We start from the raw sequence: 16,438 nt of genomic DNA, 5'->3' as shown, positions 1-16,438 counted from the left end.
CCCGTTTAAGAAAGAGAAAGTTAAAAATTTGCAAAAAAGGAAGTGGAATTATATCTAAGAAAGCTTAAGGGGAGGTTAAAAAGAAGGGGGGAGGAGGATAAAGTGATATTTTTATTATTATTTTAAAATACAATATGTATTTATAAAAATTTAAGAATTTAGAAAGTATAATTTCTCCCTTATCATTCAATATTTAAGGGATTTTTATGAGTTATTACACAATACCAAACTCTGTTTTGGAAAATGATTTCAACTTCCTAAGTAAAAGTTGCGAGGATTTTAAAAATGGCAAACTAGACGAAGCAACTTTCAAGGCAATTCGTGTGCCTTATGGAATCTATGAGCAAAGAGAAAAAAATACTTATATGATTCGCATTAAAACTCACGGGGGACAAATCACACCCAAACAATTACTCGGAATTTCTAAACTAGCCCAAAATTATGCTAATCAAAGTTTGCATATTACCACAAGAGGAGGGATTCAATTGCATTATGTGGATTTTGAAAATCTCTGCCTTGTTACGCAAGAATTACACAAACTAGGGCTTAGTGGTCGTGGAAGTGGAGGAAATTGTGTGCGCGGAATCGTAGGAGATGCACTCTCTGGAATTGCAAAAGATGATGTGTTTGACATTCAACCCTATGCTAATGCAATCACAGAAAGAATGTTAGCCCTCAAAGATTCCTTTAATCTACCGCGTAAATTTAAAATTTCTTTTTCAAGTTCCAAAGCCGATAGAGCCACCGCAACCATTACAGATGTGGGATTCATCGCCACTAAAAAAGGCAACAAAAAAGGATTTATCGTCTATATTGCTGGGGGAATGGGTTCAAAAAGCCGTTTGGGGCATAAGATTACAGATTTTTTACCCGCTAAAGAATGCTTTTTATTTGCCCAAGCCGTAAAGCAAGTGTTTGATAAATATGGCAATCGAGAAAACAAGCATTCTGCAAGACTAAGATTCTTAGCTGATAAGATTGGCATTGAGGAGCTAACAAAACGCATAGAGCAAGAAAAACATTCTATCCAAGAATCACAGAAAGATTGGGAGATTAAAATCTCAAAATCTTCTATCAAACCCCCAAAACTAGAGCGCAAAGCTTTGCCAAAAATGACAAAAGAGGAAAAACTTTGGTGGAATCGCTTTGTAAGAGAGCAAAAGCAAAGTGGCTATTTTTACGCTAAAGTGCCGCTTACTCTAGGCGATATTCCCTACAAAAGCGCAGAAAAATTAGCAAATATACTAAAAAATGCAAATCCCCATTGCATTGCTTTTGGTCAGAATCAGAATCTTTATGTAAGGAATCTAAGTGCCGAGCAAATGATAAAACTCTATCCAATTCTTACGGAGTTTTCTTACCAAAGCAGACAAGCAACAATTTTTGGTGATATGGTCGCTTGCACGGGTGCGGCAACTTGTCAGCTTGGAATCGCGCGTCCTAGAGGAGCAGTGCTAGAGATTGAGAAGTATTTGCTTCAATCAAAAATAGATTTGGACGCACTGCAAGACTTCAGGATTCAACTCTCGGGCTGCCCAAATTCATGCGGTAACCATTTCACTGCAAATTTAGGATTCTTTGGCAAAATCCAACGACAAGGCGGAATCCCCTACCCTGCCTATAATGTCGTAGCAGGAGGAATTGTAGAGGAGGGAAAAACAAGATTTGCTAAAAAAATCACCCAAATCGCAGCTTTCTATCTGCCTGAATTTGTCTATAAAGTCCTTACCCGATTCCTTGAAGTTAAAAAGGAATTTAAAACCTTTGAAGATTGGGTGGATTCTAGTGGCGAGGAAGAAATTATCAAAATTGCAGAATCGTTTGCAAAAATTCCTGAATTTGCAGAGAATCCCAAGCCTTATTATGATTGGAGTAGCGAGGAATTATTTTCTGTATCTTTAAAGAAAAATGGTATTGGAGAAGAAAATTAATGCAAGATTCCTTTACACTTCCTATCGCATTAACACCCAAGAAAACGCTACTAATTGGTGCTGGGAGTGTTGCCAAACAAAAACATATTGCATTAAAAGATTCCAAATGGGAAGTCCAAATCATCGCAAAAGCGATAAAGGATTCCTATTTTGAGAATTGCAATGTAGAAATTGGAGCGATTCAAGATTCCGCCCTGCAAAGCTTTGAGCTTATCATTGACGCAAGTGGAGATGAGAATCTTGGGGTGTATTTGTGGGAAAAGCGTAAAGAGTTTGGATTCCTTTTAAATGTCGTGGATAATCCTAAATTATGCGATTTTTACTTTGGAGCAATTGCGCGTTATGAGGATTTAAGTGTGCTTGTTAGCACCAATGGCGCAAGTCCAATTCTAGCCCAAAGCATAAGGGATAAAGTCGCTAGAATCTTGCCAAATTCCCTCGTGCCTTTAGTAGAAAAGCTTAAGAAAATGCGCCAAAATTGCAAAATAGATGAATCCAAAAAGGCGCAAATCAAAGCAGAATGCACGGAATCGCTAGGCAAGGTTTTCATCATCGGTTGTGGTCCAAATAGTATTGAGAGCTTGACTTTAAAGGCATTGGAGACTTTTGAGATTCTTGATGTGGCACTTTTGGATAATCTCATCGGCAAAGAAATTTGGAATCTTTTAGAGAATCTTGGCGTTACTTGCATTAGTGTTGGCAAACAAAAGGGCAAACCAAGCTACACGCAAGAAGCTATCAATGCGCTAATGCTAAAATATGCCAAAGAGGGCAAGAATGTCGGCAGACTAAAGGGCGGAGACCCCGTGATTTTTGGCAGAGTCTTTGAGGAGGGAAGCTTCCTAAAATCTCATAATATTGAGGTGGAGTGCATTAGTGGGCTAAGTTCAAGCTTAAATGGGGCTTTAAGCAGCGGAATCACGCCAACTTTGCGCGGGGTGAGTGCAGGTGTGCTGATTGTGTCTGCACATTTAAGGGAGAGTATTTTTCACACAGAATGGTTACATTATCTTAAAGGTTCTCCTTATACCCTCATCGTAATGATGGCTTATAGCTTCGCAGATAAAATCGTTCAAAACTCCAAAGAGCTTGGAATCCCGCTTTCACTTCCTGCAGCGTTCATTTCCAAAGTGGATTCCAAGGAGCAAAAGTCCATTATTGGCACATTGGGACAATTAGAACAAATGGCTAAACTCTGTGATAAACCCGCAATCTTAATACTAGGCAAAGCAGTAGGAGAATGCCTCTGTATGCCCTTTGTAGGGCAAAGAATCATTTTATAAATTTATCAACAATTTAAAAATTAAGGTTAAAAATGAAAGAAATTAAAGAAATTAAATGGTTAGCAAAAGAGGACAGTTGGGCTAATATTATTGGCTTATTTTTAGTGTTGGGCATTAGTGCCTTTTGGTTTTTTGGCGGATTCTCTGTGATTCAAACTTTAAATGTTAAGTTTGCCTCTTGGAATGGGGCAGATATTTTGAGTGCCTTTAAGAATCTCTCCATTTTAAACTTTGTCGTTTTGTTTTGTTTCTTTGGAGTTTGGTTTGGCATTGTTTCAAGATTCTTAAATAAAAAATTTAAGCCCTTTATTGTGAGCTTTAGCATTTTATTTCTCCTTAGTATTCTTGTGTTTTTAATCAGTAGCCACTCACAAGCCAAAGAATATCAACTAGAATCCCCCTTAGTTGCGCTTCTGCTTGGATTAGTTTTGGGAAATTTTGCAAATCTTCCGCAATGGTTTAAGGATTCCTTGCTCACAGAATTTTATGTCAAAATTGGAATCGTCCTTATGGGCGCAACCTTACCTTTAACGCTTTTAATCAACGCGGGTGGAATCGCGATTTTACAAGCTTGTATCATTACAATTATTACTTTTTGGACGATTTATTTTGCCGCAACAAAGCTTTTTAAGCTAGACCCAAGCTTTGGTGCAACCTTGGGAGCTGGAGGCTCTATTTGTGGCGTGAGTGCAGCAATCGTGATTGGAAATGCCGCAAAGGCAAAACAAGAACATATCAGCCTTGCCATTAGCATTGTTGTTTTATGGGCTGTGGTAATGGTGATTTTACTGCCACTTTTTTGTAAGGCATTAGGCTTAGACGCTGGAGTAGCTGGGGCTTGGATTGGCACTTCAGAGTTTGCCGATTCCGCAGGATTAGCCGCCGCACAATCCATTGGCGATGAACGCGCGATTGCAGCTTTTACACTCATCAAAGTGATTGGCAGGGATATGTTTGTCGGGATTTGGGCGGTGCTTGTAGCATTTCTATCTGTTGCGGTATGGCATAAACAAGAAAATACGCAAGTTGGTATCGGAACGATTTGGGAGAGATTTCCGAAGTTTATTTTAGGATTCCTTATTGCCTCTGTGCTTGTAAGCCTCTTTACCCTGAACCTAGATTCTGCAAATAACCAACAATTCTCTAAAGAAGCGCTAGGTTTGATTAAAACTTTGCGTAATTGGGTTTTTACTTGGACTTTTCTTTGTATTGGTTTAAATACGCAGTTTAAGAAAATTATTGCTGTGGGCTATCAACCCTTTGTGGCATTTACGCTTGGTGTAGCAGTCAATTTACCGCTTGGCTATCTGCTTTCATCTTATATTTTTGAGGAATTTTGGACAAACTTTATGCGCTAAGCGGGTATTGCGTCCTTGCTAGCAGACAAACCCCACTCAAGGACGCAACCACATATCAATCCATAAGAATCTTTAATACAATTTTTAAGCTTATTTATCCAACTCCTCACACATTCTTTCAAATTCTTGATAATATTTCCAAGATTCTACAATGTCGGGACGATTTGCCTTAATGTGCGTAAATTCCTTATCAAAATAACCCTTATAAACTTTGCGTATTTGGGGGTTTTCTTTAAAGTATTCTAATACTTGAGATTCTGTTACCTTGTTTGCTTCAATGCTGGTTGTCTTAGCTTTAAGAAGCCTTAAATACTCCTGCATTTTCTCTGCTATCTTTTGCCTCAAAGCAGAGTCTTGCATTATTTTTTCAAAATCACTTTTATCAACAAAAAGCCCCACTTTCATTCCAAAAGAATCCAAAGAGAGCCTAGGGAGAATATCTATTTTATCTTGCGGAGAATGAATTTGTTGTTGCACAAAGACTTGAATCTTTTTATTGATGTAAATCGTAATAGGCAATAAATATCTGTATTGATTGTTGATTTTGCTTGTAAAAAATTCTCTATCTTTTTCTTGTGGCAGAGGAAATCCAAACTCTTTGGCTAATTTCATCATTGCATCAAAAGTTCTCTCTCCCACAATCTCTTGCATATCAAGATATTTGACATATTTTGCATTGGGTAACATTTGAACAATCTTATCATAAATCCAAATCTCTGGAGAACCGCAGAATACATTTCCATTGCTAAAATTTCCTAAAATATCCAAATGCGGTTTATCTTGCCCCCCATAGGTAACCCTATCCACCAACAATTCCATAGGGTCATCAATAGAATATTGTGTTTTTCCAGTTTTAAAACTTCCGTGATTTACTCCGTGCTTTAATCTACCAACAGAATCCCTTACATTCATCAAAAGAGGAACTTCAGAATCCATTAAAGAAAATAATTTTTCCCTATGCAATTCTTTCCTATCATCAAAACTAACCCAAACAAGCAGATTTAAACTTCTTTCTCACAAATAAAGATATGCTTTTTTATAGGCTTTATCAAATGAAGCCCCCACATACAACATTGAAGTTCCCAATTTTCCTAAAAAACTTCCAAATGCCGCACAACCACTCAACCCAAATAAAGCCCAAATACAATCATACCTCCTCGGCAATGGCAAATTCAAATCCCAAGCAAGTTCAGGTGGTATGCTCTCATAGCTTAGATTAGGATAAGGTTGTATAGATTCTGCACTTTTACTTTGGTATTCATCATTGCAAGATTCTGCGTTAGTGGAATCGTGGCAATCCATAATCTTATCCATCCTTGATTTTGCAATGAAATCTTTAAAGTATGCAACATTATGGATTACTTTGTCTCTCGCTTTGTTCGTTCCTCGCAATGACAAAGCAGAAAGTTTATTGTCCTTGCAAGATTCTACTTTTGCATTCAAGTGTTCAGAATTTAATAAAGGAGGATAAGGGTGATTGGTATTAATATATTTTTCTTTAAACTCTTTGGAGTTAAGCCATTGTAGGATTTACTCTTGATATTTTAAAAGAAAAGGTGTTTGAGTAGAAAAAGGTATTTGAGAGAAAAGCTTAGAAAAGAAAGATTCTATCTTAAGAGAATCGTTCTCTTGAGATTTTAGTTTGTGCATTAGGGATTCTATTGCCTTTAAAAAAGAAAGGGGTTCTAAAAGAGATTCTTTTGAAATAAAACAATAAGAAAGATTTAATTCTTTGAGTGTTTCTTTGTATTCTTGGTGCAGTTTATAAATGTGTTTAGCTTCTTTTATTTTCTTGCTTAATGTAAAATATCCTCCTTTATACCAAATCTTATCTGCTTTACTTAAGGCTTCTCCTAAGAGATGGGCTAAATGGTATTGATAAGCTAAGGATTCTTTGTAGTCTTGACAAGATTCTAGTTTGGGATATTTTAAACTTGGAAAGAGTTGTATAGTTTGTTTATAGAGTTGTTGTTGTTTTTTATGGGTTTTCTTTGTTTTATAAAGGCAAAAGAGGAGTTTTAAAAAGGAAAGAGGATTAAGAGAAGCTAATAAATGCCCCCCCCCCCCGCACAGGAATAGAATGTTTTAGATTTTCTTTAGGATTTAAAGAGGAATGGGAGTTAATTGTATGGTTTAAAGATTCTTTAGTGTTAAAGTTCTCTTTTGAGATTCCTTTTCTTTGTTTATCGTATTCTATTAAAGCTAAACCCAGTTTATAGGCTAAATGGTTTTGTATTCTTTCTTTAGCTGAATGGGGATTAAACATTGTGTTGGAAGTACAATACATTAGGGATTCCTTTGAAATTTAATGTGAAATTAAAGCAGAAAAAAAAGGGGGGGGTAAAATTATCCAGCCCAAGTAATTCTTAAAGACCGCTAAAATCCCCAAACTCCAATGCCTTGCCCCGATACAAATCACGACTTGCACACTTACCTATGACTTGCTTTAAATATTTTGGTGCGATTCCAAATCCGGGGCGGATAGAACGCACAGATTTTTCGGTTATCCTCTCGCCTTTTTTAATGTTTTCCACCACATACAAGGATCGCATAAACGCCCTGCCCTCTTTAGATTTTTGACTTAGCTCATAAGTTGGAATCCCAAGCAGCTCCTCTACCTCGCGCACCGCCTTTGCCATCTGTGCAAACTCGCTAGGCTCAAGACTAAAGGCACTATCCACACCACCGAGTTCGCGACTTAGTATAAAATGTTTTTCAATCACTTTTGCGCCAAGCGTTGCAGCAACAATCGGTGCGGTAATTCCTAAAGTATGATCCGATAGCCCAACTTCCACTCCAAAATCCTGCTTTAACTTTGGAATCAGGCTAAGATTCGCGCTATTAAGCGGTGCGGGATAAGAGCTTGTGCATTGCAAAAGCGTAATATCTGTATTGCCCACTTGTTTGCATACCTCAATGGCTTCTGTGATTTCCTCTTTGGTTGCGATTCCCTTTGATAGAATCATCGGCTTACCCAAACGCGCCATATAGGAGATTAGCTCCAAATCCACAATCTCAAAAGACGCTACCTTATAAATAGGATTCCCTAAACTCTCCAAAAAATCCACACCCTCCTTGCTAAAGGGGGTAGAAAAGCATACAAGCCCAAGATTATGCGCATAATCAAAAAGTTCCTTATGCCACTCCCAAGGCGTCATCGCCTCTTGATAAAGCGCGTAAAAATTCTTTCCATTCCATAATGTCCCCTTAATCCTAAAATCCTCCAAATCGCAATCTATACTCATACAATCTGGTGTATAAGTTTGCAACTTAATTGCGTCCGCACCGGAATCTTTCGCCGCTTTAATCGTCTTTAAAGCTAAATTTTTATCTTGATTATGATTTGCAGAAAGCTCCGCAACTAAAAAAATTTTATCATTTTGCATATCCATAGCCCTTAAAAATCAACAAATTTTGATAAGATTATATCAGAAAAAATATTTTCAATTAAAGGTTTATAGAATGAAAAATGTTAAAAGTTTCAAAATCCTCACTCTAGTTTTCGCCTCTGTGCTTTTATTGAATGGTTGCGATGAAAAAAGCGCAAAAGAGCTTGAGGAAAAGGCAAATCAGACTTTTCAAAATGCACTAGAGGATTCTGGCTTACAAGAAACACTACAATCCCACAAAGAAAGGATTCAAGAATTTTTAGAAAGTAATCAAACGCAACAATTTTTAGACAATCAAACTCAAATATTACAAAATGGCATTCAGCAACTTGGAAAAGTATTAGAATCTAACGAAACCAAAGCAATCTTGCAGCAACAAATGGAAAACCTCAATGAAATCTTGGGTGGAAACCAATAATCTATCCAACTCAAATGCTTTCTTGTATTTATATTTTCACTCAATTTAGATTCATTTAAAATAATTTTTAGCTATGCAAAACAATAATAGAGTTTCAAAGAATCGCTGAATACTAAGAAGTAAAGTGGCTCCGGATGTAGGATTCGAACCTACGACCAAGCGGTTAACAGCCGCCTACTCTACCGCTGAGCTAATCCGGAATAGAAGCTCATAAAAAATAAAATGAGGTGAAATTATATAAAAATTTTTTCATAATGTCAAGAAATTATAATAATTCTTAAATCAATATCTTCAAATATCTTGTAAATTTAAACTTAAAAATATTACAATTTGCTTTTTTAAAAATTCTAAAATTATAGAGGTTTTTATGGGACGAGCATTTGAATACCGAAGAGCAAGTAAAGAAAAACGATGGGATAAGATGTCCAAACTTTTTCCAAAATTGGGCAAAGCTATCAGTATTGCAGTTAAAGAAGGTGGCAGTGGAGACCCCGAAATGAATTCCAAGCTTCGCACAGCAATTATGGCGGCAAAGGCGCAAAATATGCCCAAAGACAATATTGAAGCAGCCATTAAACGCGCTCTAGGAAAGGACGGAATCCAAATTACTGAAGTAAATTATGAGATTAAAGCTCCTCACGGCGCATTATTTTTTGTAGAATGCGCGACAGATAACACTACGCGCACAGTGGCAAACCTCAAGAGTTATGCAAATAAACTTGGCGGACAAATGCTAACCAATAATTCTTTGGAATTTATGTTTGCTCGTAAGGCTCATTTTGAAATCAATAAAGCGACCGCTGGAGATTTGGAGGAGTTAGAACTTACACTCATTGATGCGGGTTTAGATTCTATGGAAATAGATGAGGAAGTTATCCATATTTATGGAGATTATACAAGTTTTGGAACACTTGCTAATGCACTTGAAGAATTAAAGCTGGAAGTTAAAAAAGCCGCACTAGAACGCATTGCAACCAATCCTGTGGAATTTAGTGAAGAGCAATTAGTGGAAATTGAAAAGTTGCTAGATAGAATTGAAGAAGATGACGATGTTCAAGCAGTATTTACTAATATTGCTTAACATAAATCAATAATGCTAAAACCATATAATCAATGTAACAAAATCACCTATTTTTATAGCATTTTAGATTCTTTAAGCGAATTTATTTCAAAATTCCTCGTTATAAAATTAACATTAAGGAAAATCAATGCTAGAAAAATTAACTAAAGCTACTTTTGAAAATGCAGTTAAAGAGGGAGTTTGTCTCGTTGCCGTAGGAGCACCTTGGTGTCCGGATTGTCGCAAAATTGAACCAATTATCGGAATGCTTATGCAAGAATATGGCACACAGGTTAAGTTTTTTGCTGTAATGGCAGACGAGGAGGAGGCATTAAAGGATTCTTTAAATGTGCGCAGAATCCCTACGCTTATTTTTTACAAAAAAGGTGTAGAAGTAGGTGAAAGATTGGTTGAGCCAAACTCTAAAACACTCATTGAAGAAGCAATACAAACTGCATTAAACGCTTAACTTCTATTAATATTTTGCGATTCCTTCAAGAATCGCAAAACTAGCAATTATTTTCATACCAAACAAACAATCAAAATCTACAACCTATTGATTATCACAACACATTAAAACACTATTCTACGATTTTAGAAAAATTCATTAAATTTCTTAACCTAAAATATCCTAGTTTTACCTGCAAATAAGCACTTTTTAGCTAAAATATAAGGATTTTTAAATGATTTTTTAAGGATAGCAAATGCAGAATCCACGCGCCAAAAGCGGTTTTGTGAAAGTTCTTGGGCTTATTTTAACGATTGTTGTTATTTTGTTTGGAATGTTTATGTTAAGCTCCGATTCGTTTGAAAAAGAATCTCCCACAATCCATCTTAAAAGCACTACTTGGAATCTTAAAGGAACATTTCCTATTGAAATTAGCGATAATGTCGGGATTAAAAGCTATCAAGTCTCCCTTGTGGATAATGGGCAAAAGATTCCACTTGATGCACAACAACTCACGGAACAGAGTGCAACCTGTGTGGCAAAAAACGCTAATATCGCACCATTGACACAAAATATCACTGCACAATCCCCAATCCAAAATTTTTGTGTTGGCATACAAAAACCAAAAAATCTTAAACCCAATGAAAAATCCCTTTTGCTTGAGGTTAGCGTAACAGACACGAGCAAATGGAATTTCTTTAAGGGCAATACAACCACAGAACAATTTAATATTGAAATTGATACCAAAAAACCACAAGTTGCGATTGTTGCAAACTCTTACAAAATCACACAAGGCGGGAGTGCTTTGATTATCTTTAAAGCAGAAGATGAAAACTTAAAAGACTTGAAAATCAATAATGGCAATATAGACTTCACACCCCAGCCTTTCTATAAAGAGGGATTCTACATTTCCTTAATTGCTTGGTCTAAACTCCATAATGATTTCAATGCAAAAATCATTGCAGAAGATAATGCGGGTAATGTTAGCATTGCACCCATTAATTACTTCAAACAAAAAAAACAATATCGGGATTCCACCATTCCCTTAACCGATGCATTTATTGATGGTAAAATTTCTACCCTTGTAGAAGAAATTGGAGAAAAAAACTTAGAAGACTTTGAAAATAAACTTGCAATTTTTCGCTACATCAATGAAGAGGTGCGCGAAACAACATTTGAACGCGTCTTTAATGCCTCTTCGTTTGTAGATAAAGAATCTTTTATAGAGGATTTTTCCATTCAATCCTTTGCCCCTCTTAAAAATGGTGCAGTAATGGCAAGTTTTGGAGACCATCGCACCTTTGTCTATCAAGGGGAAAATGTCAGCGAATCGCATCATATGGGATTGGATCTTGCAAGCATTAAACAAGCACCTGTGATTTTAAATAACGCAGGCGTTGTTACGCTCAATGAGTTTGTAGGAATTGACGGCAATGCACTTGTGATTTACCACGGACTTGGACTTTCTACTCTTTATGCCCATTTAACAAGCACAGAAGTAAATGTAGGGGATTCTTTAGAAAAAGGTACAATTATCGCAAATACAGGCAATACGGGATTGGCATTGGGCGACCACCTGCACTTCAGTGTGCTGGTGCAAGGATATGAAGTTTGGAATGCAGAATGGATGGATTCTGCTTGGATTAAAACAAATATTACCAATATCATTGCACAAGCCAAAGACATCATCAACCAACTTTAGAGGCGCATTTATGGTTCAAGCAAGACAAAAAAACTTTCGTGCTTTTGTTTTTACACAAGGGAACGAACAAGAAACGATTGCTTATATTGAAAAAAATTTTGTTTTATTAAAAGATTTTTTAATGGTTTTTACTTATCCTATCAAATCCAATTCCACCAACAACCTTTCGCTCTATCATTACCTAGTTTCCAAAAATCTTAATTTTATAGAATCGCTAGAGATAAAACAAGGCGAAGCAAAGGGACAAATACATCTAAGCCTAGAAAACTCCAATACACAATCCACAATACTACCCAACAATAAATCCAACCTAGAATCCCAAAATACAGAAACAAAGAATCCACAAACCAAACCCACACTCGTTTTACATCGCACCATTCGTAGTGGCGAAGAAATCATCACTCAAGGAGATTTAACAATTTTTGGACGCATTAATAGCGGTGCGCATATTCAAAGTGAGGGCAATATTCAAATCTTTGGAGAAATCAATGGAAATATATTTTGCAATGGAGATTATATGATTTTAGGTAAAGTGGGCGAAGGTAATATTCTCTTCGGTGGAGAGATTTTAGACAAAGAATTATTACAACATTCTCAAAACAAAATTTATAAAACACAAAATAAAATCCTTATAGAGGAACTACAATGAAACAACAAACCATTACAAAAAAAGTAGAATTAGTCGGAATTGGCTTACACAAAGGTGTGCCGGTAAAAATGACTTTAGAACCTTTAGATGAAAATTGCGGGATTCACTTCTATCGCAGTGATGTGAGGGTAAATATCCCCTTAAACCCCGAAAATGTTGTAGATACTACAATGGCAACGGTGATTGCTAAAGAGGGATATAAAATCTCTACGATTGAACATCTACTCTCTGCGATTCACGCCTATGGGATTGACAACCTAAGAATCACATTGGACAATGAAGAAGTGCCGATTATGGACGGAAGCAGTATAGGGTATTGTATGCTACTTGAAGAGGCAGGTATCCTTAAACAATCCTCTACAAAAAAAATTTTAAAAATTAAAGCTCCCATTGAAGTAAAAGAAGGGGATAAATTTGTAAGGTTTGAACCTAGCAGTGAATGTATTTTTGACTTTTCTATCCATTTCCCTCACCCCGCTATTGGAACACAATCCTACAAATTCAAATTCTCCACTCAAAGTTATAAAGAAGAAATTGCACGCGCTAGAACCTTTGGATTTCTAAATGAAGTGCAATATTTGCGCTCCATAGGACTTGCTTTGGGTGGCTCGTTAGATAACGCAATCGTATTAGATGATACTACGATTCTAAACAAAGAGGGTTTGCGTTATAAAGAAGAATTTGTCCGCCATAAAATTCTTGATGCGATTGGCGATATGTCTTTGCTTGGGATTCCGCTACTTGGCACATATATTTCGTATGCAGGTAGCCACAAACTTAACCATTTGCTTACCAAAAAGCTTTTGGAAAATAGTGAGACTTATGAGATTGTAGAAAGTGAGGAATCCCAAAAAATTTATGAATACGCCCTGCAAAATGCATAAAATTTTAATCTTACCCAATCTTTCAGGTAAGCCTACACTGCTAGGGATATATACCAAAACAAAAGAAAAGTGGAAACTAATGGAATCCTATCAAATTTCCAATCCTCTAAGTGATAACTTGATACCATTTTTTATCAACCTCCAAAAACAAAAGGTTGCTTTTGATAGTCTATATTTCGTGCGTGGTCCGGGCAGTTTTATGGCTTTAAAACTAATCTATCTCTTTGCTAAAACCCTAGAGATTACACAAAATATAAAACTTTATGCCACAAATGCCTTTTATTTTAACGCTAATTCCCCCATTAAAGCCTATGGAAACTGCTATTTCATCAAAGAATATCCCACAAAAGGAGAGATTCTAGCTCCAACAGATAAAGCTTTCAAATCCCAACCCCTAGAAAAAGAAGCAAGAGAAATGGGAATCACTTTGCGCAACTATGATTCACCACCCCCAATGCAACCTTTTGTCTTGCCTGATTTTTTAAATCTTGCACTTTTTGATACGCAATTAAAACCTCTTTATTTACTCCCACCCGTTTAAAGGTTGTCAATGTCTCTTTCAACAAACCCTATGCCCAATAATTGTTCCACAGATTTTTCAAAAAAGCCTAAAATAAGCCTTCAACGTCAAGCAACAATCGTTTCAAGCTTGACTGCTTTTGTCCTTATTGTAGTAAAATTCATCGTTGGAATCCTAAGCGGTTCAGTGGCGATTCTTGCTAGTGCGATTGATTCTTTACTAGATTTATCCGCCTCACTTTTTAATCTCTATGCGGTTACAAAAGCCGAAAAACCCGCAGATTCTGATTTTAATTATGGTAGAGGGAAAATAGAATCTCTTGCTGCTGTCATTGAGGGTAGCGTGATTTTAGTTTCTGGAATCTTTATCCTCTATCAATCTTGCAAAAAACTTATTTTTGGCGGAGAGTTAGCACACTTAGATTATTCGCTTTATGTAATGATTTTTTCTCTTGTTTTAACAACTGCACTCGTAATTTATCTAAACTATATTGCCAAAAAAAGCAACAACCTAGTCATCAAGGCAGACGCTCTACATTACAAAACAGATATTTTGAGCAATATGGCAGTATTGTTAGCCCTTATACTTGTGCAATGGACCGAATTTCACGCTATTGATGCAATCTTTGGATTTGGGATTGGAATCTATGTAGCATATTCTGCATTGGGATTGCTTAAAGAGGGCGTATTTATTTTGCTAGACAAGGCATTGGATGAACAAAAAATAAATTCTATCAAACAAATTTTAAACTCTGCCCCACAAGTGCAAAGCTATCACGACTTAAAAACTCGGCAAAGTGGTGAAACCAACTTTGTAGAAGTTCATCTCGTTTTTGACCCTAATATCTCCTTGCTAGAAGCACACAAAGTAGCAGATAAAATTGAATGCACAATTCAAAACTTAGAGGGTAAATGGGAAATCATCACACATCTTGACCCTTACGATGATGAAGGAGCAGCATGCAGTATTTATTAGACTTTTTACAAACTAACCCCATTCACAAAACTAAAATCTACCCTTTTTTAAAATGCAGTCAAAAAGAAGCACTTATCTTGCGGCATTTATGTGTAGAAATCTTAAAAGGCAACGATGAAAACATTTGTTTAGATATTATCAACACACTTTTTAGCCCACAAAATGAAGTGGCAATTTTAGAATATCTGCCTTATTTTAAAAATCTTTTGGAATTGGGCTGGATTAACCAACAAAGTTTTTTGAAAAATTTAAATCAAGAAGTGATTTTACTAGAATTAATCAACACTGCCTTTAGCCTAAGTTCTAGCTTTTTAAAGCTCCTTGAAGAGGGAGAGATTAACCCCAAACTTCCAAAAATCGCACCCTACAATGATCACTTAGAATACCTCAAAGACCAATTTTTATCCATTGAATTACTGCACAGCTTAAGCCCTTACAAAAAAGATAATCATACTTCACCACTCCTCAACAAAGGTATGCAGAAATTCAAGCTACTCCAACAAAGAATTAACGAGCGTTTAGATTTAACAAAAGAAAAATTAAGTTTAGAAATTTTATTTAAAGAATACAATCTTAATACACAAGAGAAAATCATTTTTATTGCTCTCTTACGGGAAGAATATCTAGGAAAAGAAAGCGAAGGGCGCGAATTAAATGTCTTGATAAATCTTGTTAGTATGAATGATTATGAACGAATGCAGAATCGCACACTTTTAGACGATAGAAGTCGCTTAGTGGAAAAAGGCTTGGTGGATTATGATGAAATCTTAAGCCCTTTTGGTGGGATTAATCGCACTTTTTTTATCCCTGATGAGATTCTCAAACGAATCACTCATTCACAAAACCATAGCAAAAAAGAACGTATCAGCCTAAAATCCCTTGTTTTGGAGCAAGAAATCTTTGAGTTTTTGCAACCCAAAGTCCCATTAAGCGAAGTTGTATTAAGCCCAAGCACTAAAACAACACTTGAAACTTTACTCAAGCAAATGGATTCTAAAGTCTTGCAACACCTAAAAGACTGGGGAATCAAAGACACAAAACGCGGGATTGATGCAAAAATTATCTTCTATGGGGCTGCAGGCACAGGCAAAACACTCACAGCTCTAGCTCTAGCCAAATCACTCAAAAAACCCGTTTTAAGTTTTGATTGCTCCAAAATTCTCTCTATGTATGTGGGGGAAAGCGAAAAAAATGTCCGCAAAATTTTTGAATCCTACAAAGAATTATGCACTAGAAGCAAACAAACTCCTATTTTGTTACTAGATGAGGCAGACCAATTTTTAAGCACACGCACCACCAATGGAAGCGGAGCAGACAAAATGCACAATCAAATGCAAAATATTTTTTTAGAACAAATTGAAAGATTTGATGGAATCCTCATTGCTACAACCAATTTACTAGAAACATTGGATACCGCTTTTTCAAGACGTTTCAACTATAAAATTGAATTTAAAAAACCAAATTTCAATGAGCGCGTTAAACTTTGGGAGAAATTACTCCCCAAAAATGCACCTTTTGAGAAAAATTTTAATCTCAACAAACTTGCTGAATTTGCCTTAAGTGGAGGACAAATTGCGCTTGTAGTTAAAAATACTGCCTACAATATTGCAAGTCTTCCCAAACCACTCTTTGAAACACAAAGCTTTTTAGATGAAATCAAACGCGAACTAAACTCCAACTTTGATGGGGGGCGAGAAATGGGATTCCATACTTAATCCCTTATTTTTGATTGCATAATTCTCCCAAGATAAAATTTCCCAAAAACATAAAAACTTGAGAGATTCAAGAAAATTGGTTACAATTTTATTTGTCTAATAAATT

Annotated in this window: 16 protein-coding genes and 1 tRNA gene; 12 read left to right on the top strand and 5 right to left on the bottom strand. The window is 36.2% G+C overall.

The features are described from left to right. Positions 1-206 precede the first annotated feature (206 nt). From BS85_RS10480 to BS85_RS0106870, 3 genes are read left to right on the top strand one after another with little or no spacing between them, the layout of a single operon-like run. A complete protein-coding gene (locus tag BS85_RS10480; RefSeq protein ID WP_051604729.1) occupies positions 207-1,931 on the top strand; it encodes a nitrite/sulfite reductase in 1,725 nt (574 codons plus the stop codon). Beyond that, positions 1,931-3,214 carry a siroheme synthase family protein gene (locus BS85_RS0106875; protein ID WP_026944142.1) on the top strand — a complete coding sequence of 428 codons (1,284 nt, stop codon included), beginning with the start codon at positions 1,931-1,933 and terminating at the stop codon, positions 3,212-3,214. Before BS85_RS10480 ends, BS85_RS0106875 begins: the two co-directional genes overlap by 1 nt. A gap of 32 nt (positions 3,215-3,246) precedes the next feature. Then, positions 3,247-4,572 (top strand): YeiH family protein, encoded by a 1,326-nt coding sequence (locus tag BS85_RS0106870; RefSeq protein WP_026944141.1) that lies wholly within the window; start codon positions 3,247-3,249, stop codon positions 4,570-4,572. Between the two features lie 90 nt (positions 4,573-4,662). On the opposite strand, the gene BS85_RS0106865 is transcribed toward BS85_RS0106870, so the two are convergent. The 4 genes from BS85_RS0106865 to pseI all read right to left on the bottom strand — a co-directional run bounded on the left by BS85_RS0106865 (position 4,663) and on the right by pseI (position 7,958). Then, positions 4,663-5,535 carry a DUF2972 domain-containing protein gene (locus BS85_RS0106865; RefSeq protein WP_026944140.1) on the bottom strand — a complete coding sequence of 291 codons (873 nt, stop codon included), beginning with the start codon at positions 5,533-5,535 and terminating at the stop codon, positions 4,663-4,665. Positions 5,536-5,586: 51 nt separating this feature from the next. Beyond that, a complete protein-coding gene (locus BS85_RS0106860; RefSeq protein WP_169734695.1) occupies positions 5,587-5,886 on the bottom strand; it encodes a hypothetical protein in 300 nt (99 codons plus the stop codon). A gap of 721 nt (positions 5,887-6,607) precedes the next feature. Then, on the bottom strand, positions 6,608-6,859 hold the full coding sequence (locus BS85_RS11820) for a hypothetical protein (RefSeq protein WP_034551356.1): 252 nt from the start codon (positions 6,857-6,859) through the stop codon (positions 6,608-6,610). A gap of 79 nt (positions 6,860-6,938) precedes the next feature. Then, positions 6,939-7,958, bottom strand: coding sequence for a pseudaminic acid synthase (gene pseI, locus BS85_RS0106845; protein WP_026944138.1), 1,020 nt, complete (start codon positions 7,956-7,958; stop codon positions 6,939-6,941). A gap of 76 nt (positions 7,959-8,034) precedes the next feature. Between pseI and BS85_RS10470 the strand changes: the two genes are divergently transcribed. After that, complete coding sequence (locus BS85_RS10470) at positions 8,035-8,379, top strand: hypothetical protein (protein WP_034551354.1); 345 nt, start codon at positions 8,035-8,037, stop codon at positions 8,377-8,379. Positions 8,380-8,504: 125 nt separating this feature from the next. On the opposite strand, the gene BS85_RS0106835 is transcribed toward BS85_RS10470, so the two are convergent. Further along, positions 8,505-8,579 (bottom strand) — tRNA-Asn (locus tag BS85_RS0106835). 167 nt (positions 8,580-8,746) lie between these two features. On the opposite strand from BS85_RS0106835, the gene BS85_RS0106830 reads away from it, so the two are divergent. The 8 genes from BS85_RS0106830 (at position 8,747) to BS85_RS0106795 (ending at position 16,332) form a co-directional block, all read left to right on the top strand. Continuing rightward, the gene (locus BS85_RS0106830; RefSeq protein WP_026944137.1) at positions 8,747-9,460 is read left to right on the top strand and encodes a YebC/PmpR family DNA-binding transcriptional regulator; all 714 of its coding nucleotides are present in this window, start codon (positions 8,747-8,749) and stop codon (positions 9,458-9,460) included. A gap of 127 nt (positions 9,461-9,587) precedes the next feature. Continuing rightward, positions 9,588-9,908 carry a thioredoxin family protein gene (locus BS85_RS0106825; RefSeq protein WP_026944136.1) on the top strand — a complete coding sequence of 107 codons (321 nt, stop codon included), beginning with the start codon at positions 9,588-9,590 and terminating at the stop codon, positions 9,906-9,908. 235 nt (positions 9,909-10,143) lie between these two features. After that, positions 10,144-11,589, top strand: a complete 1,446-nt coding sequence (locus tag BS85_RS0106820) for a M23 family metallopeptidase (RefSeq protein WP_034551352.1) — start codon at positions 10,144-10,146, stop codon at positions 11,587-11,589. A gap of 10 nt (positions 11,590-11,599) precedes the next feature. Beyond that, a complete protein-coding gene (locus BS85_RS0106815; RefSeq protein ID WP_026944134.1) occupies positions 11,600-12,238 on the top strand; it encodes a septum site-determining protein MinC in 639 nt (212 codons plus the stop codon). Then, positions 12,235-13,122, top strand: a complete 888-nt coding sequence (gene lpxC / locus BS85_RS0106810; protein WP_026944133.1) for a UDP-3-O-acyl-N-acetylglucosamine deacetylase — start codon at positions 12,235-12,237, stop codon at positions 13,120-13,122. The genes BS85_RS0106815 and lpxC overlap by 4 nt, the downstream gene beginning before the upstream one ends. Further along, entirely contained in the window at positions 13,097-13,663 is a 567-nt protein-coding gene (locus tag BS85_RS0106805; RefSeq protein ID WP_245596310.1) for a hypothetical protein, read from the top strand. The genes lpxC and BS85_RS0106805 overlap by 26 nt, the downstream gene beginning before the upstream one ends. Before the next feature lie 30 nt (positions 13,664-13,693). Then, positions 13,694-14,617, top strand: coding sequence for a cation diffusion facilitator family transporter (locus BS85_RS0106800; RefSeq protein ID WP_420537174.1), 924 nt, complete (start codon positions 13,694-13,696; stop codon positions 14,615-14,617). Next, positions 14,602-16,332: an ATP-binding protein gene (locus BS85_RS0106795; RefSeq protein WP_026944130.1), complete on the top strand. Its 1,731-nt coding sequence runs from the start codon at positions 14,602-14,604 to the stop codon at positions 16,330-16,332. The genes BS85_RS0106800 and BS85_RS0106795 overlap by 16 nt, the downstream gene beginning before the upstream one ends. Positions 16,333-16,438: the final 106 nt, after the last annotated feature.

Source organism: Helicobacter rodentium ATCC 700285 (genome assembly GCF_000687535.1).
GTDB lineage: Bacteria > Campylobacterota > Campylobacteria > Campylobacterales > Helicobacteraceae > Helicobacter_D > Helicobacter_D rodentium.
Note: the sequence above shows the minus strand (reverse complement) of the source record. Positions and strands in the feature narration are given on the sequence as shown.